This window comes from Corynebacterium hylobatis (assembly GCF_003955685.1).
Lineage (GTDB): Bacteria > Actinomycetota > Actinomycetes > Mycobacteriales > Mycobacteriaceae > Corynebacterium > Corynebacterium hylobatis.
Map to the genome: position 1 here is coordinate 39,560 of NZ_RXHJ01000017.1, position 23,254 is coordinate 62,813.

At 67.4% G+C, this 23,254-nt stretch carries 23 protein-coding genes and 7 tRNA genes; 17 read left to right on the plus strand and 13 right to left on the minus strand.

Translation table 11 applies throughout. The features are described from left to right. Nucleotides 1-46: 46 nt before the first annotated feature. The 3 genes from EAH68_RS12080 to EAH68_RS12090 are packed head-to-tail and all read right to left on the minus strand — an operon-like array spanning nt 47 to nt 2,481. The gene (locus EAH68_RS12080; RefSeq protein ID WP_126121599.1) at nt 47-1,288 is read right to left on the minus strand and encodes a Dyp-type peroxidase; all 1,242 of its coding nucleotides are present in this window, start codon (nt 1,286-1,288) and stop codon (nt 47-49) included. A gap of 44 nt (nt 1,289-1,332) precedes the next feature. Beyond that, a complete protein-coding gene (locus EAH68_RS12085) occupies nt 1,333-1,884 on the minus strand; it encodes a copper chaperone PCu(A)C (RefSeq protein WP_241228442.1) in 552 nt (183 codons plus the stop codon). Further along, nucleotides 1,885-2,481 carry a copper resistance CopC family protein gene (locus EAH68_RS12090; protein WP_241228443.1) on the minus strand — a complete coding sequence of 199 codons (597 nt, stop codon included), beginning with the start codon at nt 2,479-2,481 and terminating at the stop codon, nt 1,885-1,887. A gap of 339 nt (nt 2,482-2,820) precedes the next feature. Here EAH68_RS12090 and EAH68_RS12095 point away from each other — a divergent pair, with 339 nt between their 5' ends. Continuing rightward, entirely contained in the window at nt 2,821-3,648 is an 828-nt protein-coding gene (locus EAH68_RS12095) for a Rossmann-fold NAD(P)-binding domain-containing protein (protein ID WP_126121601.1), read from the plus strand. A 70-nt stretch (nt 3,649-3,718) separates the two neighbouring features. On the opposite strand, the gene EAH68_RS12100 is transcribed toward EAH68_RS12095, so the two are convergent. Beyond that, nucleotides 3,719-3,790, minus strand: a tRNA-Val gene (locus tag EAH68_RS12100). 249 nt (nt 3,791-4,039) lie between these two features. Here EAH68_RS12100 and EAH68_RS12105 point away from each other — a divergent pair. From EAH68_RS12105 to msrB, 9 genes are all read left to right on the plus strand, one after another. Continuing rightward, nucleotides 4,040-4,112: transfer RNA gene (locus EAH68_RS12105), tRNA-Gly, on the plus strand. Between the two features lie 36 nt (nt 4,113-4,148). Continuing rightward, nucleotides 4,149-4,220: transfer RNA gene (locus tag EAH68_RS12110), tRNA-Val, on the plus strand. Nucleotides 4,221-4,244: 24 nt separating this feature from the next. Then, nucleotides 4,245-4,317: transfer RNA gene (locus tag EAH68_RS12115), tRNA-Gly, on the plus strand. A gap of 43 nt (nt 4,318-4,360) precedes the next feature. Next, a tRNA-Cys gene (locus tag EAH68_RS12120) sits at nt 4,361-4,431 on the plus strand. Nucleotides 4,432-4,442: 11 nt separating this feature from the next. Next, nucleotides 4,443-4,514 (plus strand) — tRNA-Val (locus EAH68_RS12125). Nucleotides 4,515-4,532: 18 nt separating this feature from the next. Next, a tRNA-Gly gene (locus tag EAH68_RS12130) sits at nt 4,533-4,608 on the plus strand. A gap of 51 nt (nt 4,609-4,659) precedes the next feature. Continuing rightward, complete coding sequence (locus EAH68_RS12135) at nt 4,660-5,280, plus strand: dihydrofolate reductase family protein (protein ID WP_126121602.1); 621 nt, start codon at nt 4,660-4,662, stop codon at nt 5,278-5,280. Between the two features lie 10 nt (nt 5,281-5,290). Continuing rightward, on the plus strand, nt 5,291-6,574 hold the full coding sequence (locus EAH68_RS12140; protein WP_206436412.1) for a glycosyltransferase family 87 protein: 1,284 nt from the start codon (nt 5,291-5,293) through the stop codon (nt 6,572-6,574). Further along, entirely contained in the window at nt 6,519-6,926 is a 408-nt protein-coding gene (gene msrB, locus EAH68_RS12145) for a peptide-methionine (R)-S-oxide reductase MsrB (RefSeq protein ID WP_126121603.1), read from the plus strand. Before EAH68_RS12140 ends, msrB begins: the two co-directional genes overlap by 56 nt. Before the next feature lie 55 nt (nt 6,927-6,981). On the opposite strand, the gene hemQ is transcribed toward msrB, so the two are convergent. Further along, nucleotides 6,982-7,683 (minus strand): hydrogen peroxide-dependent heme synthase, encoded by a 702-nt coding sequence (gene hemQ / locus EAH68_RS12150; protein ID WP_369408411.1) that lies wholly within the window; start codon nt 7,681-7,683, stop codon nt 6,982-6,984. A gap of 168 nt (nt 7,684-7,851) precedes the next feature. On the opposite strand from hemQ, the gene EAH68_RS12155 reads away from it, so the two are divergent. Further along, on the plus strand, nt 7,852-8,433 hold the full coding sequence (locus EAH68_RS12155; RefSeq protein WP_241228450.1) for a DUF3000 domain-containing protein: 582 nt from the start codon (nt 7,852-7,854) through the stop codon (nt 8,431-8,433). A 23-nt stretch (nt 8,434-8,456) separates the two neighbouring features. Continuing rightward, on the plus strand, nt 8,457-9,653 hold the full coding sequence (locus EAH68_RS12160) for an HRDC domain-containing protein (RefSeq protein ID WP_126121605.1): 1,197 nt from the start codon (nt 8,457-8,459) through the stop codon (nt 9,651-9,653). On the opposite strand, the gene EAH68_RS12165 is transcribed toward EAH68_RS12160, so the two are convergent. The 5 genes from EAH68_RS12165 to dut form a co-directional block, all read right to left on the minus strand. Beyond that, nucleotides 9,650-9,883: a hexameric tyrosine-coordinated heme protein gene (locus EAH68_RS12165; RefSeq protein WP_126121606.1), complete on the minus strand. Its 234-nt coding sequence runs from the start codon at nt 9,881-9,883 to the stop codon at nt 9,650-9,652. The genes EAH68_RS12160 and EAH68_RS12165 overlap by 4 nt on opposite strands. A 163-nt stretch (nt 9,884-10,046) precedes the next feature. Continuing rightward, on the minus strand, nt 10,047-11,954 hold the full coding sequence (gene dxs / locus EAH68_RS12170) for a 1-deoxy-D-xylulose-5-phosphate synthase (RefSeq protein WP_126121607.1): 1,908 nt from the start codon (nt 11,952-11,954) through the stop codon (nt 10,047-10,049). An 85-nt stretch (nt 11,955-12,039) separates the two neighbouring features. Then, on the minus strand, nt 12,040-13,209 hold the full coding sequence (locus EAH68_RS12175; protein ID WP_241228451.1) for a class I SAM-dependent RNA methyltransferase: 1,170 nt from the start codon (nt 13,207-13,209) through the stop codon (nt 12,040-12,042). Nucleotides 13,210-13,333: 124 nt separating this feature from the next. Beyond that, nucleotides 13,334-14,146, minus strand: coding sequence for a DUF3710 domain-containing protein (locus EAH68_RS12180; RefSeq protein WP_126121609.1), 813 nt, complete (start codon nt 14,144-14,146; stop codon nt 13,334-13,336). Between the two features lie 47 nt (nt 14,147-14,193). Then, complete coding sequence (gene dut, locus EAH68_RS12185; RefSeq protein ID WP_206436415.1) at nt 14,194-14,640, minus strand: dUTP diphosphatase; 447 nt, start codon at nt 14,638-14,640, stop codon at nt 14,194-14,196. 46 nt (nt 14,641-14,686) lie between these two features. On the opposite strand from dut, the gene EAH68_RS12190 reads away from it, so the two are divergent. Beyond that, nucleotides 14,687-15,211, plus strand: a complete 525-nt coding sequence (locus EAH68_RS12190; protein ID WP_126121611.1) for a DUF3093 domain-containing protein — start codon at nt 14,687-14,689, stop codon at nt 15,209-15,211. Nucleotides 15,212-15,312: 101 nt separating this feature from the next. Here the strand turns inward: EAH68_RS12190 and EAH68_RS12195 are convergent, their stop codons facing one another. After that, a complete protein-coding gene (locus EAH68_RS12195) occupies nt 15,313-15,606 on the minus strand; it encodes a DUF4193 domain-containing protein (protein WP_126121612.1) in 294 nt (97 codons plus the stop codon). Between the two features lie 105 nt (nt 15,607-15,711). Continuing rightward, on the minus strand, nt 15,712-16,572 hold the full coding sequence (locus tag EAH68_RS12200) for an inositol monophosphatase family protein (protein WP_126121613.1): 861 nt from the start codon (nt 16,570-16,572) through the stop codon (nt 15,712-15,714). Nucleotides 16,573-16,608: 36 nt separating this feature from the next. Between EAH68_RS12200 and ppgK the strand changes: the two genes are divergently transcribed. The 4 genes from ppgK (at nt 16,609) to EAH68_RS12220 (ending at nt 22,072) form a co-directional block, all read left to right on the plus strand. Beyond that, complete coding sequence (gene ppgK, locus EAH68_RS12205; protein WP_126121614.1) at nt 16,609-17,361, plus strand: polyphosphate--glucose phosphotransferase; 753 nt, start codon at nt 16,609-16,611, stop codon at nt 17,359-17,361. 170 nt (nt 17,362-17,531) lie between these two features. Then, the gene (locus EAH68_RS12210) at nt 17,532-18,926 is read left to right on the plus strand and encodes an RNA polymerase sigma factor (RefSeq protein WP_126121615.1); all 1,395 of its coding nucleotides are present in this window, start codon (nt 17,532-17,534) and stop codon (nt 18,924-18,926) included. Nucleotides 18,927-19,102: 176 nt separating this feature from the next. Continuing rightward, a complete protein-coding gene (locus EAH68_RS12215) occupies nt 19,103-21,442 on the plus strand; it encodes an MMPL family transporter (protein WP_126121616.1) in 2,340 nt (779 codons plus the stop codon). 12 nt (nt 21,443-21,454) lie between these two features. Then, a complete protein-coding gene (locus EAH68_RS12220; RefSeq protein ID WP_126121617.1) occupies nt 21,455-22,072 on the plus strand; it encodes a TetR/AcrR family transcriptional regulator in 618 nt (205 codons plus the stop codon). On the opposite strand, the gene EAH68_RS12225 is transcribed toward EAH68_RS12220, so the two are convergent. Continuing rightward, nucleotides 22,048-23,253, minus strand: coding sequence for a DUF418 domain-containing protein (locus tag EAH68_RS12225; RefSeq protein ID WP_126121618.1), 1,206 nt, complete (start codon nt 23,251-23,253; stop codon nt 22,048-22,050). The genes EAH68_RS12220 and EAH68_RS12225 overlap by 25 nt on opposite strands. Nucleotide 23,254: the final 1 nt, after the last annotated feature.

Consider the following 23,254-nt stretch of genomic DNA (forward strand, 5'->3'; position numbering starts at 1 on the left):
AACATCCTACCCCGCAGCCGCGCGCCCTCCGGAAGCCGTGTCGGGCTCAGGCGTCGTCAAGAAGCGACTGCGCCCAGAAGGCATCGCTGCCGCGGCCGTCGGCCCGGGTTCCCGGCGGGATCCAGTAGACGGCGGAACCGATGTGGGAGATCCACTCGTTGAGGCGGTCACCCTCGTCCAGGCGCTGCTGAACCGGGTGGTACTGGCGGACCGGGTCCTTCTGGAAGGTGAGGAAGACCAGACCGGAGTTGGACAGCTGCTCCGAGCCGGGCTCCGGCGCGATGTCGTAGTTGTAGGGACGGCGGAGGAACTTCTGCTCCGGGTGCCCCTCCGGGGCCTTGGCGCGGAACATGTGGCTCTGCCGGTCGATGACGGGCAGCCCGTATTTATCGGTGGCGTTGTAGTCCGGCTCGTCGAATTCCGCCGCCCCGGTCAAGGGTGCACCGTTGTCCAGGCGGCGGCCCAGGGACTCCTCACGGGATTTCCGGTCGAGCATCTCCCAGGTGTCCATGTTCATGTTGATACGCCGCAGCACCATCGACGTCGAACCCTGCATCCAGGCGGGACCGTCCTGGATCCACACCTGCTCATCGAAGCTCTCCCCCGTCCGCGGGTTGACGGTGCCGTCGACCTGGCCGAAGAGGTTGCGCGGTGTCTCATCCTTCGTCCGCGCCCCGTCCGCGTTGAGGAAGCCCTGCTGCATCCACTGCACGCGGGCGTAGTCCACACCTGAGCGCACCAGGTGGCGCGTGGCATGCGAGAGCATCAGCGGGTCGTCGCAGCAGACCTGGATGACCAGATCGCTCTGGCCCCACTTCGGATCCAGCTGGTCCAGGCTGTACTCCGGCAGGGGTTTCAGCCAGTCCGGGCGCTGGTCGGCGGCGTCGATGACCTCGAAGATGCGGGGGCCGAAGCCGCAGGTGACGGTCAGGTTCGCCGGAGTGACCGCGAGTTCCGGTTCGAGGCTGCCCAACGGGGTTTCGCCGGTGCACAGGCGCCGGGAGTCCTCGGTCCAGGAGCGCATCAGCCGGGTCAGGCCCGCCCGGTCAACACCGTCGGCCAGTTGGAAGCCGATGAGGTTGAGCTGGGCCTGCGCCGGAGTGGCGACACCCGCCTGATGCACGCCGTCAAAGGGCACGATCGCATCCCGCAGCCGCGCATCCGCGCCCGCCGTTCCCCCGTCCGCCGGCGGTGGCCCTGACTCCGCTGCCGCGCAGGCGGCCAGGGCGGCTCCGCCGGCGGTGACGGACAGGCCCGTGAGAAATCCACGGCGGGACAACGAGAACATGACTGTCAACTACTTCCTGGGAAATATGCTCGTGCTGGTGCGGACTAGTGCTCGTGGCCCATCAGGGAGCCGTCGGAGCCGTAGTCCTCATCACCAGGGTTCATGGTGCGGACGGGGATCTCCGCGACGTCGAAGGTCGAGCCGTCGGCGAGCTCGACGGTGATGTCGACGACGTCACCGGCCGGGATCTCGCCCATGTAGTCCATGATCATCATGTGGTCCCCGCCCGGCACGAGCTCATGCGATTCACCGGCCGGGATGACGAAACCACCCGGCTTCTCCTGCATGACGCCGTCCATGACCTCGTGCAGCTCGAAGCTGGCGTCCTCGAAGTCAGCGCTGAAACCGGTGACGTTGATCTCTTCGTCGGTGTGGTTGGTGAAGGTGCCGAAGATACCCGTCATGCCCTTGTCGGCCTCCATCGCCCGGACGACACCCTCGGTGAAGGTGACATCGGTGGCGGCCTGGGCGGCAGCGCTGGTGGCGGTGGCGGTTGTGGTGGTGTCCGCGCCGTTGTCACCGGTGGCGCAACCTGCCAGGGTGAGGGCGGAAACGGCGAGAACGGACAGTGCGGCACGGCCTCGGTTGAACATCATCTACTCCTGTGTGTTGTGTCGGCCCCGGGCGATCATCATGATGACGACGCCGAGGACAGCAAGTACACCCACACCGGCGAGCACCCAGGCCATGGGGCCCTCCGGCAGTCCCGACTCCCCCGCACCCGGATCGTTGGACACCTCGGTGGTGTCCGCCGTCGTGGCGGGGGCCGCGGTGCCGGTGGTCTCCCCAGCCGCAGCTTCCCCACCGGTCACGGTGAAGGTGGTCATGCCGCGGGTGGAGTGGCCGTCAGAGGAGGTGATCTGGAAGCCGATCCGGTATTCGCCGGCCCCCGGTTCGATGTCCGCCGGCACATCCAGGCTCACCCAGCGGCCGTCGATGGCCGGCTCGCCGGAGAAGAGGACGTCACCGGATTCCGCTTCGGAGATGGCCAAGGTGTTGAAGTCCTCCTTCACGTAGCCGGAGAACTCGAGGGAGATCGTGTCGGGGAATTCCTGCAGGACCGCATTGTCAGCGGGGTCGCCGCCGATGACCACATCATGCGCCAGCGCAGCGGGGGCAGACAGGGCCAGGCCGGCCGCCACGACTGTCGCGGCGGTCAGGGTCCGGAACGGACGGAAACGGGGCACGGTCACTGAGGGCATCCACCTTCACAGATAAGGGTGTACGACACCCGCGCCTTGCGGGGGTCACTGGAGCTGTCGGAGAGCCACGGACTTTAGTTCCCGGCGGAAACGTCCTCACCTGGGGTTTCGCCTTCCCGCAGGCCTGCAGATCGCGCCATCAACCCTTGGGGACCTGCGGAAATGCCGGGGATAGGCGCCGGGCGTGATATGGGACACCCGAAGCGCCCCAAATTGACAGCCATACCCCGCCAGGGTAACACCCGGGGGTCTGGACTGCCGCAGCTGACGCACAATAAAGTGGGTCCACGGAGAGATCCTCCCGCTGGCCGAGGATGGATGTGAAGCAGCATGGGGCACAGTGAGGCAGCTGACCAGCCCGCGCGGGTCATGCTCGTCGGCTGTGGCCGGGTGGGCACCCGGCTGGGGAGGCGCCTGCTCGCCGCCGGCCGGGAGGTGGTCGCGCTGCGCCGGGACACCTCCAGCCTGCCCGCGGAATTCACCGGCATCGCCGTCGATCTGACGGAACCGCCTGGCAGGGAGCTGCCGGCCGCGGACGCGATGGTGATCACCCTGACGCCGTCCATGGGCGGGGACCCCGACGGCTACCTGGTGGCGCTGCGGAATCTCGCGGCAGCCCTGCCGTCCGTGCCGCCGCGGGTGATCTTCGTGTCCTCCACGGGTGTATTCGAGGGCAGATACGCTGGCCGCCCGCTGACCGAGGCTGATGTACCCGCGCCCACCACCCCGCGGGGCATCCTGTTGCGCGGTGGTGAGCTGCTCGCCACCGAGCTTTTCGACGCCCTCATCATCCGCCCCGCCGGCATCTACGGTCCGGGGCGGGAGATGATCCTGCGGAAGGTCCTCGAGCGCTCCCCCATCCGGCACGCACAGCGGACCAACCGCATCCACGAAGTTGACCTGGTCCGCACCCTGGAGTGGCTGCTCACCGCCGGGGATCCTCCCCGCGTGCTGCACGCCGTGGATCGGGCGCCCGCCCCGCTCGGCGAGGTGGCGGGCTTCGTCGCGCAGCACCTGGGACTGCCGGCACCTCCGGAGGCCACGTCCGGCGAAGCCGGGGGCACGGTCCTGGACGGGTCACTGCTGCATGGTCTCCTGGGCGGCCTGCGCTACCCGACCTTCCGGGAGGGTTATGCGGAGATCATTGCGGACCGCTAACCCCGGACTGTCCTGAACTGGCGGACACATGAAAATGCCCCGTTCATCGTGATGGTGAACGGGGCTGTTGTGGTCCTAGCTGGGTTCGAACCAGCGACCTTTCCGGTGTGAACGGAACGCTCTTCCACTGAGCCATAGGACCTTGTGCGCTTAAGAACTCTACCCACAGGAGAGCGAAAGGGCCTAATCCGCAGGTCAGCACGAATATCCGCTGAGCGCGGCCCCATAGGCCATCCCGGGAATGACATCGGTGTAATTCAAACCGGCCCAGTGACCGGGTTCCGACCTGCACTTCCTTGCCACGACCTGGCGATTTGTCATCCGAGGGTGGTTGAGGATAATGTTTTGAACCGCACCACAGCAACGGCCATAAGCCGTCAGCCAGGTGCATGCGGATGTAGCGCAGTTGGTAGCGCATCACCTTGCCAAGGTGAGGGTCGCGAGTTCGAGTCTCGTCATCCGCTCTCATTTCACCGGGCCAATCGGTAAGAAATGAACCCGCGCGTTTAGCTCAGCGGGAGAGCGCTTCCCTGACACGGAAGAGGTCACTGGTTCAATCCCAGTATCGCGCACTGAGGGTCAAGCACCCTCACATTGCGGATGTAGCGCAGTTGGTAGCGCATCACCTTGCCAAGGTGAGGGTCGCGAGTTCGAGTCTCGTCATCCGCTCTGGTACTTTATGTCTTAGGGTACCTTGAGGCGGTAACGCCACGGTGGAATGGCCGAGTGGTGAGGCAACGGTCTGCAAAACCGTGCACACGGGTTCGATTCCCGTTTCCACCTCTGTTAGTCCTGCGCGATTAGCTCAGCGGGAGAGCGCTTCCCTGACACGGAAGAGGTCACTGGTTCAATCCCAGTATCGCGCACTGAGGGTAACACCCTTTGCGGATGTAGCGCAGTTGGTAGCGCATCACCTTGCCAAGGTGAGGGTCGCGAGTTCGAGTCTCGTCATCCGCTCCACCCCACGGGGGCCGGTCTTTGACCGGCCCCCGTTTTCGTTACCCTTGGGGCATGCTGACTGACATCATCGGCCCCACTCTCCCACCGGGCGAGCCGGAACTGAGGGCCGTCGCGATCTGCTCCCTCACGGGTTCCCTCACCCTCGACGGGCTCTCGGGCGGGATGGGCAACGACCTCGACCGGGAGCTGTTCCTGGCCATGCGCGACTGGGCGGATGTCGTGCTGGTGGGGGCACGTACCGTCATCGCGGAGAACTACACCGGCCAGCGGGCCTCATGCATGGCCATCGTCTCCCGCACCCTGCACCTCGGTGATCGTTCCCTCGCCAACACCCTCATCCTCACCCCGCGCAGTTCGCTGACGACCGCCCCCACCCATCTCGCCCCGGCCGAACTCATCCCGGCTGATTCCCCCGAGGAGATGGTCGCGGCGCTGCACGACCGCGGACTCATGCGGATCGCCTGCGAGGGCGGGTCAGGTGTATTCAACATGATGTTCGGGGCGGATCTGGTGGATGTGCTTCACCTGACGGTGGCACCGCTGATCTCCGCGCCCGTGGGAAAGCATCTGGTCAACGACGTGAACAGGTGGATGTCGCTGGACCACATGAGTGCCACGGACGACGGCACGCTGTTCCTGCGCTACCGCAGGGGCGAAAAGGGGCTGCGGTAGGGTAAACCGCGTGACTTCGCCGACGACCCGAATTGAGAACCTGTGGGTTGCCCGTACCCCCCTGACTGATCCGCCGGCGGAGCTGCGCCGGACCCGCTTCGACCGGATCGGCCGGGCGGTCGCCTGGCCACTGGCCGTGGCGCTGGTCCTGCACCGGGTGTTCGTGCTGGCGTTGAACGGTTCAGTGACCGACGACTTCACCACCGTCTACGCCGCGGTGCGCCGCGCACTCGACGGCGTGCCAGTCTACAACGAGATCTACCACCACGTGGACCCGCACTACCTGTACAACCCGGGGGCCACGCTGCTGCTGATGCCCCTGGGCTGGTTGAGCGACATCGATGCCGCCCGGACCGCCTTCATCATCGCCAACGCGGCGGCCGTCATCGCCGCGCTTGCGCTGCTCACCCGGATGTTCGGCTGGTCCCTGCGAAGCTTCGTGTGGCCCGCGGCGGTCGCGTTCGCCTTCCTCACCGAATCAGTGCGCAACACGCTGATCTTCTCCAACATCAACGGGATGCTGCTGCTGGCCCTCGCCGGCTTCCTCGCGCTGCTGCTGTCGGGTCGGCGCTGGCGGGCCGGGCTGCTCATCGGGGTGGCGATCCTGATCAAACCGCAGTTCGCACCCCTGTTGTTCCTCCCGGCGGTGAAACTCGACTGGCGGACCGTCCTCGGGGGCCTCGCCGTCCCGGTCGTGTTCAACCTGGCGGCCTGGCCGGTGGTGCCCGGGGCAGGTGACTACCTCACCCGCCTGGTCCCCTACCTCGGTGAGGTACGCGACTACGCCAACTCCTCGCTGGCCGGTGCGGCCGTCTACTTCGGCATGCCCGCCGCGCTGGAGACGGCCCTGTGGCTGCTGTTCGCCGTCATCGTCGCCGTGGGCGTCATCGTCCTGCTGCGCTGGCGCTACACCGACCCCCTGCTGTGGGCCACCACCACCACCGGGCTGCTGCTCGCCGGGGTGTTCTTCCTGTCCTCGCTGGGGCAGATGTACTACTCGATGATGCTCTTCCCGATGATGTTCACCGTCCTGCAGCGCACCAGCGTCTTCCACACCTGGCCGGCCTGGCTGGCGGCCTATCTCTTCCTCACCCCGGATTCCTTCCACTCGACCGCCGCCGTCGACCTGTCGCGGTGGATGGCCTTCTTCCACCCGACCATCGGCTGGGCGTTGCTGCTCGTGGCGGTCACCACGAGCGCTCTGGTGTGGTGGCGGGAGGAATCGTTAGACTTAGGACATGACCGACTTCAAACTGATCAGCGACACCGAGTGGCGCCAGCGCCTGACGCCTGAGGAATTCCACGTCCTGCGTCAGGCCGGCACCGAGCCGCCCCACGTCGGTGAGTACACCGACACCACCACCGAGGGTGTCTACTCCTGCCGGGCCTGCGGTGCGGAACTGTTCCGCTCCGACGAGAAATTCGACGCCCGCTGCGGCTGGCCCTCCTTCTTCTCCCCCCTGGCCGGGGACCGCATCATCGAGCGCCGCGACATCTCCCACGGCATGGTCCGCGTGGAGGTGCTGTGCGCGAACTGCGAATCCCACCTGGGACACGTCTTCGAGGGTGAGGGCTACGACACCCCCACCGACCTGCGTTACTGCATCAACTCCATCTCCCTGACGCTGGAGCCGCAGGAGAAGTAGGACAGCAACGCAAAGACGCCCGCCTGGGTTCAGGCGGGCGTCGACAAGCATTCTGCTAAGGCAGGATCCGGATGATCTCCCCGACGTCGGCGACGCGGCGGCCGGTGAAGAAGGGGGTCTCCTCACGCACGTGGAGGCGGGCCTCCGTGTAGCGCATCTTGTACATCAGGTCCACGATGCGGTCCAGGCTCGGCCCCTCGAAGGCGAGCATCCACTCGTAGTCACCCAGGGCAAAGGCCGGCACCGTGTTGGCGCGGACATCCGGGTAATCGCGGGCAGCCTGGCCGTGCTCGGCGAGGATGCGACGACGCTCCTTGTCATCGAGCAGGTACCACTCGTAGGAACGGACGAAGGGGTAGACCGTGATCCAGGCCTCCGCTTCCTCACCCATGATGAAGGACGGCAGGTGCGAGCGGTTGAACTCGGCCGGACGGTGCAGGGAGGAACCGATCCAGGTGGACTCCAGCAGCTGGCCCAGCACCGTGGTGCGGCGGAAGCCCTGGTAGGCGGCCTGCAGATCCTCGAACTCCTCGGCGTGCCACCAGATCATCAGATCGGCCTCGGCGTTGATGCCGGAGACGTCGTAGATACCGCGGACCACGACCTTGCCCTCCCCCGCCAGCTTCTCGAAGAAGGCCGTGGCCTCGGAGATGATCTCATCACGCTCGGTGCCGAGCGCCCCCGGGATGGCGCGGAAGGTGACGAACTGGGAGTAGCGCTGAATGCTGTTGAGCTCGTCAAAATTCAGTTTGCTCACGAAAACCTCTTTCCTGGTCGGGCCGTCGGAAACAGCGGCCTCATCCATCATAAGTTGTATCCGCCCGCGGGAGGCAACCTCCCCGGCGGCGCGCCTCCACCGGCCTGCAGACACGCGTGGTTAATTGGAGTCGTGTTCACCCCAGACGCCTCCTCCACCCCGACGCCTCTGAACCGCGCGAGTGACACCGGAAACGGAAACAGCACTCCGCCGGCATTCACGCAGGCCGTCGAGTCGATGCACGCGGCCCGGTTACGTCCCGAGATCACCCTGGGCACCATCCGTCCGCCGCAGCGTCTGGCACCGTTCAGCCACGCGATCGGCCTCGAGGTGGAACGTTCCATGGAGGAGGCCGCCGCCGAGGGGGATGCCTTCGGACGGCTCATCCTCCTGCACGACCCGGGTGCCGAGGAGACCTGGGAGGGGGCCATGCGTCTGGTGGCCTACATCCAGGCCGACATGGAGCATGAGGTCGCATCCGATCCCCTGCTGCCCGATGTCGCCTGGCAGTGGCTGACCGAGGCCCTGGCCGGCACTGACGCCGACCACACCAACCTCGGCGGCACCGTCACCGCGACCGCCTCGGTCCGCTTCGGTGAGATCGGTGGCCCGCCGCGGGCCCACCAACTGGAGATGCGCGCCTCCTGGACCGCCTCCGACCTGGATCTCGCCCCGCACGTCCTCGCCTTCTCCCGCGTCCTGGCGCATGTCGCCGGCCTTCCCCCGGAGGGCATCACCCGCCTGGGCTGAAGAGTGGTTTAGGCTGGATGATCATGGCGCACGTTCTCAGCACCCCCAACGACGGGATCCCCCGGGTCCTGGCCACCCCTGACGCTTTCCGCGAGGCCGCCGAGGCCCTCGCCGCGGGACAGGGCCCCCTGGCCATCGACACCGAACGCGCCTCCGGTTTCCGTTACGACGACCGCGCCTTCCTCGTCCAGGTCCGCCGCCGCGGCGTGGGCACCTTCCTCATCGACCCGGAGGGTAACCGGCCGGAATTCACCGCCGCCCTGGCGCCTGTCCTCAACCGGCAGGACTGGATCCTCCACGCCGCCGCCTCCGACCTGCCCTCCCTGGCCTGGCTCGGCCTCTACCCCGGCACCCTCTTCGACACCGAGCTCGCCGGGCGTCTGGCCGGTTTCGACCACGTCAACCTCGCCGCCATGACCGAGCTGCTTTTCGACGTCCGCCTCGCCAAAGGCCACGGTGCCGAGGACTGGTCCCAGCGCCCCCTGCCCGAGGACTGGCTCTCCTACGCCGCCCTCGACGTCGAACTGCTCCTCGAACTGGGCGACACCATGGCGGAGATCCTGGACAACCAGGGCAAACTCGACTGGGCGAGCCAGGAGTTCGAGTACATCCGCACCACCCACTCGGAGATCACCGGACCGGCGGACGCCACCTGGCGTTCCGTGCGCGGCATCTCCTCCCTCCACCGGCCGGAGCAGCTCGCGATCGCCAGGGAACTGTGGATGAGCCGGGAAGCCATCGCCGTAGAGGAGGACCGGGCCGTCTCCCGGATCCTGCCGAACAAGGTGCTCGTCGAGATCGCCCGCACCGTCCCCCGCACCAACCGCGAACTCACCCAGGTCAAGGGCTTCCGCCGCTCTGCCAGCCGCTTCTGGATGGAGATCATCCAGCGCGCCCTGGACTCCGACCCGCGCACCTGGCCGAAACGCGAACGCCCCACCCGCGGTCTGCCTTCCCGCCAGGCCTGGGCCAGCGAATACCCCGAATCCTTCGAACGCTACTCCACCGCCAGGGAGCTTCTCGACGACCTCTCCGCCGACCTGGCCATCCCCACCGAGAACATCCTTAAACCTTCGGTCCTGCGCACGGTGGTGTGGTCCGCCACCGCCGGCCGGGAGATCCGCTCTCCCCTGGAAGTGCCGGATGCGCTGCGCGCGCATCAGGCACGTTCGTGGCAGGTGGAGCTCACCTCCCCCATCCTCACGGAGACCCTATTCTAATTGTCCCGCCAGTAGTTGTTCGCCGCGGCGATGGTCGCGAACTCAATCGCGACGACATGGCCGGCCGCCACCAGCGAATCAGCGTCCGTGGCATAGCCTGCCCGCAGGACCTGCCGGACCGAGGCGTCAGGCTGGATTGCGCCGATTGTCTTCCGGGCGATGGCCAGCGCCAGCTCGCGGCCCTGCTCAGGTGTCTCGGTGATGAGGGAGTTATTCGGGACAAGCGTCATGGTGACCTCCGGAAATCAACGGTGTGGATGGCGGTGGCCGTCACCGACCACCGCCGGACTGTAACCCGGATCATAGTCTGGGAGGTTGTGGTGTGTCCGGGATTCCGGTCTTGCTTGACCAGTTCGAGATCAGGGTTTCGAGAGGAAGGCCCCCAGGTCCCGTTTACGCCTCTTCCGTATCCTCCACGAGGCTCTCCAGCCAGCCGGTGACCGACCCCACCACGCCTTCGGCATCGAGGCCGACCTCAGCGAGCAGCTCGGAGCGGGAGGAGTGCATCGGGAAAGTGGAGGGGAAGCCGAGTCGGCGCACGGGGGTGTCCACCTCGGCCGCGGAGAAGGCCTCGGCGATCAGCGAGCCCACGCCGCCGCGGATCACTCCGTCCTCGAGGACGACGACCAGGTCGTGGTCAGCCGCCAGACCGATGAGCGAGGCGGCGACAGGAGCGATCCAGCGGGGGTCTACGACGGTGATGTTGAGGCCGAGGGCCTCGAGGCGGGGCGCCGCCTCCAGGGCGAGGTCGGCGAAGGAGCCGACGGCGATGAGGAGGACGTCGAGAAGCGAGGAGTCGGCGTCGGAGTAGTGGAGGATGTCCACGCCATCCTCCAGGCGCATGAGTTCCACATGCTCGGTGGGCAGGGCACCCTTGGGGTAGCGGACGACGGTGGGGCCGTCCGTGATGTCGAGGGCCTCGTTGAACAGTTCGTGCAGCTGGGCGCCGTCACGCGGGGCGGCGATACGGATGCCGGGGACGATGCTGGTCAGAGCCATGTCCCAGACGCCGTTGTGGCTGGCGCCGTCCGGCCCGGTGACGCCGGAGCGGTCGAGGACGAAGGTGACGGGCAGATCCAGCAGCGCCACGTCCATGAGCAGCTGGTCGAAGGCCCGGTTGAGGAAGGTGGAGTAGATCGCCACGACCGGGTGCATGCCCGCCAGGGCGAGACCGGCCGCCGAGGTGACCGCATGCTGCTCGGCGATGCCCACGTCGAAGAAACGCCCGGGGAACTGCTCCGCGAAGGAGGCCAGTCCGGTGGGGCCTGCCATGGCGGCGGTGATGGCGACGATGTCATCGCGTTCCTCGGCCGCAGACAGGATCGAGGAGGTGAACACGCTGGTCCAGTCAGGCTGGGACTTGGACAGAGCGGCACCGGTGAGGGGGTCGATGACACCGGTGGCGTGCATCTGGTCGGCGACGTCGTTGACCGCCGGGGCATAGCCGTGCCCCTTCTCGGTGACGGCGTGGACGATGATCGGGCCCTCGTAGTTCTTCGCGTAGGTCAGCGCGTGGAGCAGGGACTTCAGGTCGTGGCCCTCGACGGGGCCGACGTATTTCATGCCGAGCTCGGGGAACATCTCCGTGGGGATGACCTGCGACTTCACGCCTTCCTTGAAGGCGGCCAGCGCGTCGAAGGTGCGCTCCCCCACCCAGCCCATGGCCTTGAGCGTCTTCTTGCCGTGCTCCATGATCTCGTCGTAGGAGCGTTCCATGCGCAGGCGGGCGAGGTTGTCGGCGAAACCCCCGATGGTCGGCGAATAGGAGCGGCCGTTGTCGTTGACCACGATGACCACGTTGCGGTCCTGGCCGGAGGCGATGTTGTTCAGGGCCTCCCAGCACATGCCACCGGTGAGCGCACCGTCACCGACCACGGCGACGACGGTGTTGTCTCTGCGGCCGGAGAGCTGCAGTCCCTTGGCCAGGCCGTCGGCGTAGGACAGGGCGGCGGAGGCGTGGGAGGATTCGGTCCAGTCGTGCTCGGATTCGCCGCGGGCGGTGTATCCGGAGATGCCGCCCTTCTGGCGCAGGGTGTCGAACTTGTCGGCGCGCCCGGTGAGGATCTTGTGCACGTAGCTCTGGTGCGAGGTGTCGAAGATGATCGGATCGTCGGGTGAGTCGAAGATCTGGTGCAGGGCGATGGTCAGTTCCACGACACCGAGGTTGGGGCCGAGGTGGCCGCCGGTGGCGGAGACCTTCTGCACGAGCAGCTGGCGGATCTCCTCGGCGAGTTCCTCGAGCTGTTCCACCTCGAGGGCCCTGAGGTCGGCGGGTGACGACAGTCCACTGAGAATTCCCATTGTTGTCTGCGCGTCTCCTTCAACCTCGGTTCGAACGGTCCCGCTCATCTTACCTGCCTGCCCCCGTGCCTCTGATTCGACCGTGTCACCCGCGGCTGAGTTCGCCGATAACCTCGAAATGGTGGGTGCCGGGGAAGGCGTTGACCACGGCCAGACGCTCAAGGCGGTAGCCGTTCTCCTCCCAGGCGGCGGCGTCGCGGGAGAAGGTCGCAGGGTCGCAGCCGACATGGACGACCCGTTCCGGCTGCTGCTTCGCGATGCCCGCGACCACCTCATCGCCCGCACCCGTGCGCGGCGGGTCCAGGACGACGACGCGCGGGGCGGGCAGCTGGTCCAGGGCCTTCTCGACGCGGTCGTTGTGCACCTCGAGGCCGTAAGGGGCCAGGGTGTCCTGGCTCAGGGCGGCGGCTGCCGGGGAGTAGTCCACCGAGTGGACCGTGGCGCCCTCGCCCAGGGAATCGGCCAGCGCGGGAACGAACAGCCCCACCCCGCCGTAGAGGTCCCAGCCGGTCCGGTTCTCCGCCGGTGCCAGGTCAGCCAGCCAACGGCGGATCAGGCCGGTGTAGGCGTCGGGGGCCTGGACGTGGGCCTGCCAGAAGGCGGTGGCCGGGAAGTGGAAGGTGTGTCCGTCGGCCTGTTCGGTGACGGTGCCCGTGCCCTCGAGGACGTCGGTGACCTTCTCCACGCGGCGCCCGCGCGGGGCCCGGCGGGTCTCCACGACGTGGCGTGCACCGGTCGAGTCGAGGACGGCGACGACCTCCGCGCCCGGGGTGAAGGTGCGGGCGCCGGGGCCGACGAGGCCGTCAAGAAGCTCGGGTGCGACCTGGGTGCAGGGGATCAGGACCAGGTCGCGGGAGGCGTGCGCGCGGAAACCGGCGCGGCCCTGCTTATCGACACCCAGCCGCACCCGCGTGCGCCAACCGCGCACCGGCTGCAGTTCGATCAGTTCAGGCGTGGGGGCGTCCGCGACGCGGCCGAGACGGCTGAGCTGGCCCAGCAGGATCTCCGCCTTGATCCCCGTCTCCTGCGCCGGATCGAGGTCGCCGAAATCGCAGCAGCCGGCCCCCGCGGCGGCCGCCGGGCAGGTCTGCTCCACGCGCAGCGGACCGGCGGTGCTCACCTGCGTGAGCTCGGCACGGGCGAAACGCTTCTTCACCTGGGTGACGGTGGCCTCCACGACATCCCCCGGATAGGCGCCGCGGACGAAGACGACACGGCCGTCGAGCTCCCCGATGCCCTCCCCGCCATGGGCCATCCGGGTGATGGTCAGTTCCCGGGTCTGGTCCCGCTCGAGTTCGGTCACGGTGGAGGCTCCTTGTGTTCTGGGATGTGAGGAAGTGACGATACCCGCCTGCGGCTGTCCAGCGGGAATCCGGGACCTATTTCTCGGTGGTCTCCGGGCCCGAACCGTCCGCGAGATCACGCAGGGCCTGCGAGGTGTCGTCGATCGCCTGCGCCTCCTCAGGGCTGGCGGCCTCCGCCCGGCTGATGTTCTGCGCCCGCTGCTCCATGGCCTGCTGCACCTGGGACACCAGCTCCTTCGGCAGGACGACAGGCAGGGAATTGCCGGCGAGCACGGGGTTGTCGCCGCGGTAGACGAAGGTGCGGGCGGTGATCTCCCGGGCGATGTCACGCATGTCCCCGGCCTTGTCGTGCGGGGCGGTGGTGGTCATCCGCAGCATCCAGCGCGGACCCTCCACGCCGATGACCCGGATGATGCCGTTCTCACCCTGGCCGATGATCTCCGGACCCCAGGGACCCTGCTCGATATCGGTCTCCAGCCCGTCGCCGATCATGCCCTGGGTGATCTGCTCGGTCGACTCGGCCCACTGGCCGGCGGAGGTGGGGGCAGCGAAGGCCACCGGGGTGAGCCGGCCGAACTCGGTGACGATGTGGATCATGCGGGGGCCGGTCTCCCCCATCTCCACCTGCACCTGGGAGTTTCGCGGCAGGGCGATGCGCATGGAACCCAGGTCGAGCACGCCCTGGGCAAAATCGGAGAAGTCGAAACCGGCGATGTCCACGGAATCGCCGTCGAAGGGACCGGTGTCACCGTTGACGGCATCGTGGCGGGACACCTCGACCGCCGCGGGCACCTCCGGGGGCGCGTCATTGTAGGTGGAGACCGGCTCGCCGTCCGGGGTCTCCGTCGGCTGGTCGTCCTTCTTCTTCCCGAATGGCCACAGTGCCATGCCCTCATCGTCTCCTTCAGTCGTGTTTGGGCCCACTGTACCGGCGGTCAGGAGACGCCGGTGGAACCGTGGCCCCCTGCCCCACGGACGGTTTCATCGAGTTCCTCGACCTCCTCGAAATCGACGAGCTCGACCCGCTGGATGACCAGCTGGGCGATGCGCATGCCACGGGTGATCTCGATCGGGCTGTGGGGGTCGAGGTTGATCAGGCAGACCTTGATCTCACCCCGGTAGTCGGCGTCGACGGTGCCGGGGGCGTTGACGATGCTCAGGCCCTGTTTCGCCGCCAGGCCGGAACGCGGATGGATGAGACCGACGGTCCCCAGCGGTAGGGCCAGGGCCACGCCGGTGCCGACGAGGCGACGCTCCCCCGGCGTGAGGGTGAGGTCCTCGGCGGAGCAGAGGTCGGCACCGGCGTCCCCGCGGTGGGCACGGTTGGGCAGGGGCAGGTCCTTGTCGAGGCGTTTGACGCGGACAGGGCTGAATTCACTCAAGTAGGTCACGCCGTACAAATCTACCCATGCGATAGAGTGTTCAATCGTGAGTGACACCGGTTCTGCTGATTCTGCCTCTTCCCCCCGCACGCTCTACCGCGAGCGGCAGTGGGTGCCGCTCTACTGGTGGTTCCTGGCGGCTTTCCTCGTTCTGCTGACCTCCATGCAGCTCTACCTCAACCGCGACATCGTGTGGCTCATCGTTCCGCTGGTCGTGCTCTCCACGGCGGCGGTATGGGTGCTGCTGAGCTGGTCGTCGACGGTGCTGACCGTCGAGGAGGATCCGGACGGGACGCGCTGGCTGTCGGTGAAGTCGGCCAACCTGCCGCACACCGTGGTCTCCCGCTCCCTGGCGGTGCCCTCCACCGCGAAGCGGAACGCGATGGGCCGGCAGCTGGACCCGGCGGCCTTCGTCGTCTCGCACGGCTGGGTGCCGGAGATGGTGATGCTGGTGCTCGACGACCCGGCGGACCCCACCCCCTACTGGCTGGTGAGCACGCGCAACCCGGAGGCCCTCCTCGAGGCCTACCTCCCGGAGCAGGCGGAGACCGCCCTGTCGCGCTACCGGTAGCACGAGGAGCCAGAAAAAGAACAGACCGCCCCCAGGAAATTCCTGAAGGGGCGGTTCTTCCTCTGTCGGCACCGGCCGTGGCCGGCTGAGTCCTAGGCGTCCTAGGCGCAGTCCAGGCAGATCTCGGAGCCGTCTGATTCGGTGTGGGACATGCGGTTGCGACGCTGCACCAGGAAGCACTCGGCGCAGGTGAACTCGTCCTCCCGCTTGGGTACGACGGTGACGTTGAGCTCCTCCCCCGACAGGTCGACTGCCGGGAGGTCGAAGGGTTCGACGATCTCGCCGTCGTCATCAAGACCCGGGTTCTGCCCCTCGGCGGCCTTGAGGCCCTCCAGGGAATCGGTTTCCAGCTCGTCCTCAGCCCGGCGGCGCGGGGCGTCGTAATCGGTGGCCATTGCTCATACATCCTTAACCTGTAGATCGGCCCTGCGGAAAGGGACGATGTGCGTAGTGTCGAGGCGCATATTAAGCCACAATTGTGTCCCTGTCATCCTCCCTGTTCACACGGGGGTTCCCGGCAGATTCAGCGGGCTGGACGCACCGACGGAATCCAGCAGTTCCGCCCACGCCCCCGCCAGGTTGCCCGCGGCAGCGGAGACCGGCTGTCCGGCGGCACCGGGCGTCGACAGGGCCGGGGTGTGCACCACGGCGCCGGCCTCCGCGGCGATGAGCGCACCTGCGGCGAAGTCCCAGCAGTGCAGGCCGTGCTCGTAGAAGGCGTCGACGGTACCCTCCGCCACGCGGCAGAAGTCGAGCGCGGCGGCTCCCATGCGGCGGATGTCACGTACCCGGGGCAGCAGGCGGACGAGCAGCTCGGCCTGCTGGGCGCGCCATTCCGAATCGTAGGCGAAGCCGGTGGCCACCAGCGCGAGGGCGGGGTTGGCGGCTTTCGTGCAGCGCAAGGGGCGGGTCGAACCGTCCCGGATCACGGTCGCGCCGTGGCCGAGGGCCGCGGAGTAGACGTCCCCGCGAGGTACGTTGACCACCGCCCCGGCGATGACGTGGCCGTCGACGGTTGCGGCGATCGACACCGCGTACTCGGGTACCCCGTAGAGGAAGTTCACGGTGCCGTCGATGGGGTCGACCACCCAGGACACCCCGCTTGCCGACGCCCGCTCGCTCCCTTCCTCGCCGATGACCCCGTCCTCCGGGCGCAGGGTGTGCAACCGGTCGACGATGAAGTCCTCGGCGAGGGTGTCCACCACCGTCACCGGATCCACCGCCGAGGATTTGGTGCTGGCGAACTGACGGATGTCCCCGTGTCCGGACAGCTCCGCGCGCTTTTCCAGGATGCGTTCGGCCGCGGCGGTGGCAACGTCGACCGCGATGGAACGGAGCTCGAGAAGGTCATGTGAAGTCATGCGCCCATTGTGCCCGCAGTTTGTATGCTGGTCGCCATGGTCAACATCGGCTTCGGCATCGACATCGGCGGTTCGGGGATCAAGGCGGCGCGCGTGAACATGGACGACGGTGAATTCGTCGGCGACCGGATCAAGATCGCCACCCCGCAACCAGCCACCCCGGAGGCGGTGGCGCAGACGGTCGCGGAGATCGTGCGCACCGCGGAGTGGACCGGCCCCGTGGGCATCACCCTGCCGTCTGTCATCCGTGATCAGGTGGCGCACTCCGCCGCCAACATCGACCTTTCCTGGATCGGCGTCGACGTCCGCGAACTCTTCAACCGTCACCTGGACGGCCGCGAGGTCAGCGTGCTCAACGACGCGGATGCCGCCGGCATCGCCGAGGTCGCCTTCGGTGATCCCCGTGCCCGGGAGGGTTCTGTCCTGTTCCTCACCTTCGGCACCGGCATCGGCTCCGCGATGCTCGTCGAGGGGCAGCTGTTCCCCAACACCGAGCTGGGACACATCATGATCGGCAGACGGGAGGCCGAGCACCGGGCCTCCTCCGCCGCCAAGATCCGCGACGGGCTCAGCTACCGGAAGTGGGCGAAGCGCGTGAGCCGGGTGCTCAACGAGTACGAACGGCTGCTCAACCCGGGCGTGTTCATCGTGGGCGGGGGAATCTCCCGCGACCACGAGCGATGGGTTCCGCTGCTGGATGTGGACACGCCGGTGTTCCCCGCCCGGCTGCGCAACCGCGCGGGCATTGTCGGGGCGGCCATGGCGGTGGCCGCGCACCTGACCCCCTGACGTCTCATCCGGAGACGCATAAGCAGGGCTTGAGTGAACCGTCAATAATTAATTGCTCTATAATGGGCGGTCGATCGTGATGACGGTGAACACAACGCCATCACAGGTGTGGGTCGCGGGGCAGTTTCCCGCCTCCCACATGGACCAGTAGGAAAGTCGAAAGGGCGTACGTGGCAGCCACGGATTCTTCAGGCAATGCAGCGACTGACAACACGGAGACGACCGCTGCGTCGGCCGCCGACACTCCGGTGAAGAAGGCCGCCAAGAAGGTGGCCAAGAAGACGGCCCGCAAGGTCGCCAAGAAGACTGCGCGCAAGGTGGCGAAGAAGACCACCGGAACGGCGGTCAAGAAGACCGCCAAGAAGGCTGTGCGCAAGACAGCAGCCAAGGCCACGACCAAGGTCGAGACCGAGGTTGAGGACCTTGAGGATGAGCTCGACGACGATGAGCGCGAGCCCGAGGAGGTCGACTTCGACGAGGAGAGCCTTGACGAGGACGACGAACTCGATGCCGACTCCGAGGAGGAAGAGGAAGAGGAGGAGGAGAAGGAGGACGAGGGTGCCTCCGTCTGGGACGAGGACGAGTCCGCTGCCCTGCGCCAGGCGCGCAAGGACGCCGAGCTCACCGCCTCCGCCGACTCCGTCCGCGCCTATCTCAAGCAGATCGGCAAGGTCGCACTGCTCAATGCGGAGCAGGAGGTTTCCCTGGCCAAGCGCATCGAGGCCGGTCTCTACGCCACCTACCGCATGGAGCAGATGGAGGAGGCCTTCGCCTCCGGCGACAAGGACGCTAAGCTGACGCCCGCCGTCAAGCGTGACCTGCGGGCCATCGCCCGTGACGGGCGCAAGGCCAAGAACCACCTGCTGGAGGCCAACCTCCGCCTCGTGGTCTCCCTGGCCAAGCGTTACACCGGCCGAGGCATGGCCTTCCTGGACCTGATCCAGGAGGGCAACCTCGGACTGATCCGTGCCGTGGAGAAGTTCGACTACTCCAAGGGCTACAAGTTCTCCACCTACGCCACGTGGTGGATCCGCCAGGCCATCACCCGCGCCATGGCTGACCAGGCCCGCACCATCCGTATCCCGGTGCACATGGTGGAGGTCATCAACAAGCTGGGCCGTATCCAGCGTGAGCTCCTCCAGGATCTCGGCCGCGAGCCCACTCCGCTGGAGCTGGCCAAGGAGATGGACATCACCGAGGAGAAGGTCCTCGAGATCCAGCAGTACGCCCGTGAGCCGATCTCCCTGGACCAGACCATCGGTGATGAGGGTGATTCCCAGCTCGGTGACTTCATCGAGGACTCCGAGGCCGTCGTCGCCGTCGACGCCGTCTCCTTCACCCTCCTGCAGGATCAGCTGCAGGACGTCCTGCAGACGCTGTCCGAGCGTGAGGCGGGTGTGGTCCGTCTGCGCTTCGGCCTGACCGACGGTATGCCGCGCACCCTCGACGAGATCGGCCAGGTCTACGGGGTGACCCGTGAACGCATCCGCCAGATCGAGTCGAAGACGATGTCGAAGCTGCGTCATCCCTCGCGTTCGCAGGTGCTGCGCGACTACCTGGATTAGTCGCCCGACACTGTCCGACTGCCGCGGGCGCACATCCCTCACCGGATGTGCGCCCGCGGTTTTTTCGTGCCCACTTCCGACAGGATGCACAGGGAGCGCAAATTTGCACGAGGTATGCACGTATCCATAGGGTGGAAGGGTCATACCCCCTCACCCTCTGAAAGGTCTGCCCACCCATGGCCCGATTCCTCTACCGACTGGGCAGTTCCGCCTACCGCCGGTCCTGGCCCTTCCTCGCCTTCTGGCTGGTTCTGTTGATCGCCGTCGGTGCCCTGGCGGGCGCATTCGCCAAGTCGCCATCGACCACCTTCACCATCCCCGGGCTCGACTCGGTGGTGACCATGGAGAAGATGCAGGAGCGCTTCCCCGGTGCCGAGGACGCCACCAACGCCCCCACCGGCAACATCGTCGTCCAGGCGCCGGAGGGTGCCGCGCTCACCGACCCGCAGGTGCAGGCTCAGGTCAACGAGATGCTCGCCGAGGTCCGTGACGCCGGTGTGCTCAGCGAACCGGAGACCATCGTCGATCCGGTCCTGGCCGCCCAGGGTCTCGCCGCCCAGATGACCCCGCAGCTGCAGGCGCAGGGTGTCCCGGAGCAGAAGATCACCGCCGACGTGGCCGCGGTCAGCCCGCTGAGCCAGGATGAGACCACCGGCATCGTCAGCGTCCGCTTCGACTCCGTCTCCCTCATGGATATCCCCGCCGAGGACGTCGCGGCCGTGACCGGGATCCTCGACCGCTACGACGAGGGGGATCTCACCGTCGTCTACAACGGCAACGCCTTCGGTGCCGCCTCCGGCGACATCGAGATGACCTCCGAGCTCATCGGTCTGGCCGTCGCGGCCCTCGTGCTGCTGATCACCTTCGGTTCCGTCGTGGCGGCCGGCATGCCCCTGGTCTCCGCCATCGTGGGCGTGGGCATCGGCATCCTGGGCATCCAGCTGACCACCGCATTCAGTGAAGACATCAACGAGATGACCCCGATCCTGGCCTCCATGATCGGCCTGGCGGTCGGCATCGACTATGCCCTGTTCATCGTCTCGCGTTTCCGCACCGAGCTGATCAAGGCCTCCGGTGCCAATGACGTCACCCCGAAGGAGCTGGCCCAGCGGCTGCGGGAGCTGGACAAGGAGACCCGCGCGCACGCCATGGGCATGGCCGTGGGCACCGCCGGTTCGGCGGTCATCTTCGCCGGTCTGACCGTCCTCATCGCCCTGGCGGCACTGTCGATCATCAACATCCCCTTCCTCACCGCCATGGCCCTGGGCGCCGCCGCGACCGTGACGCTGGCCGTGCTCATCGCCCTGTCCTTCCTGCCCGCCCTCATGGGTCTGCTGGGCACCCGGGCCTTCGCCGTCCGCTTCCCCGGTGTCAAGGCCCCGGACCCGGAGGACGACAACCCGACCATGGGTCTGCGCTGGGTGCGCCGCATCCGCAAACGCCCGGTCACCCACCTGATCGCCGGTGTCCTGCTGCTGGGTGTGCTCGCCATCCCGGCCTCCTCCATGCGTCTGGCCATGCCCACCGACGGCTCCGCCACACCGGGCACCCCGCCGCGCATCGCGCATGAGATCACCGCGGACGCCTTCGGTCCGGGCCGTGACGCCCCGATGATCGCGCTCATCGACGCCGCCGACCTCCCCGCCGAGGAGCGCCCCGTGGCGTTCGGGGCGGGCGTCGAGAAGTTCCTCGGCGTCGAGGGCGTGCGCAACGCCCAGGTCGTGGCCACCACGGAGGACTTCAGCGCCGCCCAGGTGCTGATCACCCCGGAATACGGCGCCACCGACCCGGAGACCTCGGAGACACTGCAGGCACTGCGTGAGGCGTCCGCCGACTTCGAGGCGGAGACCGGCGCCACCTACGGCATCACCGGTGCCACCCCGATCTTCGACGACATCTCCGACCGCCTCGGCGATGTGCTCATCCCCTACATCGGCATCGTCCTGCTGCTGGCCTTCCTCGTCCTGCTGCTGGTCTTCCGCTCGATCTGGGTGCCGTTGATCGCCGCCCTCGGTTTCGGGCTGTCCGTCGCCGCGACCTTCGGCGTCACCGTGGCCATCTTCCAGGAGGGCTGGCTCGGCCTGATCTCTGATCCGCAGCCGCTGCTGAGCTTCCTGCCCATCATCCTCATCGGCCTCGTCTTCGGCCTGGCCATGGACTACCAGGTTTTCCTGGTCACCCGCATGCGCGAGGGCTGGACGCACGGCAAGACCGCCGGCAACGCCACCGCCAACGGCTTCAAGCACGGCGCCCGGGTGGTCACCGCCGCCGCCCTGATCATGATCTCCGTGTTCGCGGCCTTCATGATGCAGGACATGGCCTTCATCAAGACCATGGGCTTCGCCCTGGCCGCGGCCGTGTTCTTCGATGCCTTCATCGTCCGCATGCTCATCATCCCCGCGACAATGTTCCTTCTCGATGAGCGCGCCTGGTGGCTGCCACGCTGGCTGGACAGGATCCTGCCGAAGGTCGATGTCGAGGGTGAGGGCATCCGGGACCTGGAACCCGCCCGATAGACTCAGACCATCATGTCCGGACTCCGAGAAACCAAGAAGGCCGCCACCCGCGCCCAGATCGCGCGGGCGGCGGCCCGTCTCGCCCTCGACCAGGGGGCGGAGGGGTTGACCGTGGCGGCCGTCTCCGAGGCAGCCGGGGTCTCCGCCCGCACCTTCCACAACTACTTCGCCGCCATGGACGAGGCTCTGCGGGAATTCCTGGTCACCCGCGTCGCCGACCTCATCGACCGGCTGCGTCAGGCACCGGCGGAGGCCACCTTATTCAAGGCGGTGGAGTGGGTGCTGATCACCGGGTTGTGGGAGACCGGGGACGATGACAACGCACTCAACTCCTTCGCGACGCTGTTCCGGCTCTCCGATGTGCTGCACACCCTCCAGGGGGCGGCAGCCTGGGGCCAGCTGGATGAACAGCTGCGCCCCCTCTTCGAGAAGCTGGCCAACCGCACCTCCCACCTCTCCCCCTTCGAATCCCGGGTGGCGGTGAAGGTGGCGGTCACCATCGCCCAGACCGCCCTCGAGACCTACTACGCTCTGCCCGCACCCCGCGACCCGGCGGCGGCCGAGAAACTGATCCGCCGGGCCTTCGACACGGTGCGCCTGTCGGATCAGGGCAGTGCCGAACGGCCGTAGGCCAGGCGCCGGTGGACCCGCTCGACGGGCCCCGGCCAGCCCCGCAGGTCCCACACCAGGGCCCACACCACGGTGACGGCCCAGACGCCCACCCCCAGCGCCATCTGCCCCGGGATCCCCAGCTGCGGGCCGAGGTCCAGGGTGAAGGGCTGGGTGAGCAGGAGAAACAGCACCGACTGCAGGATGTAGCCGCTCATGGAGCGCCTGCCCAGCGCCACGAAGGGGCGGGTCCAGGGATTCATCTGTTTCTCGGTGCCGGGGAAGAGCAGAGCGATCAGGGCGAGGATCCCCGGCCCGGTGAGCATGCCGAAACCGGTGTTGAGACTGTCCAGCGGCACCTCCAGGGCGGGTGAGAGCACCCCGATGGCCGCCAACCCCCACGGCAGGCCGATACCCAGCACCACCAGCCCCGCAACCACCACCCAGGTGCGCAGCAGCGTGCGGTGGGCGGCGACGTCGGTGAGCACACCGCGGCGGGCCCACACGAGGCCGAAGATCATCAGCGGCAGGAGCATGAGCACCGTCACGGGTTCGACGGCCAGGTTTCCACCGCGGATGGCGAGGTTGGTGGCGACGTACCCCAGGTAGGTCTCCGCCTGCCCCGCACCGGCACCACCACCGACCACGACCATCACCTCCGGCTGGAGCGCGGCCACCATGGCCGTGAAGCTGAAGAAGCTGATGGTCAGGCCGAGGAGCAGCCAGGCGATGACCAGGAGGATGCGGTCGCGCAACGGGATCAGGGCGATCAGAACCAGCGCGGTGACCGCGTACTGCGCGATGATGTCGCCGGAGAAGAGCAGCACCAGGTGCAGCACACCGATGACCCCGAGCAGGAGATAACGCCGCCACAACAGCCGTTGCACTCGCTGCCGGGGCAGACCCCGGCGCAGCAGACTCTGTGCGAGCAGGCCGATCCCGAAGCCGAGGAGCATGGTGAACATCGGCAGGCCACGGACATGGACGAACATGGCATGCAGGACCACCACCAGGTCATCCACCCGGCTACCCGGATCCCGGACTCCTCCGAAGTCGGCGGCATAGTCGGCCCCGGGGGAGATGATCCAACCGGTGGGGATGTTGGCCAGGGCGATGCCCAGCAGGGCCACACCCCGGGCGATGTCCGGCGCGAGATACCGCGTGGACGGCGCGAGATACCGCGTGGACGGCGCGGTGCTCATC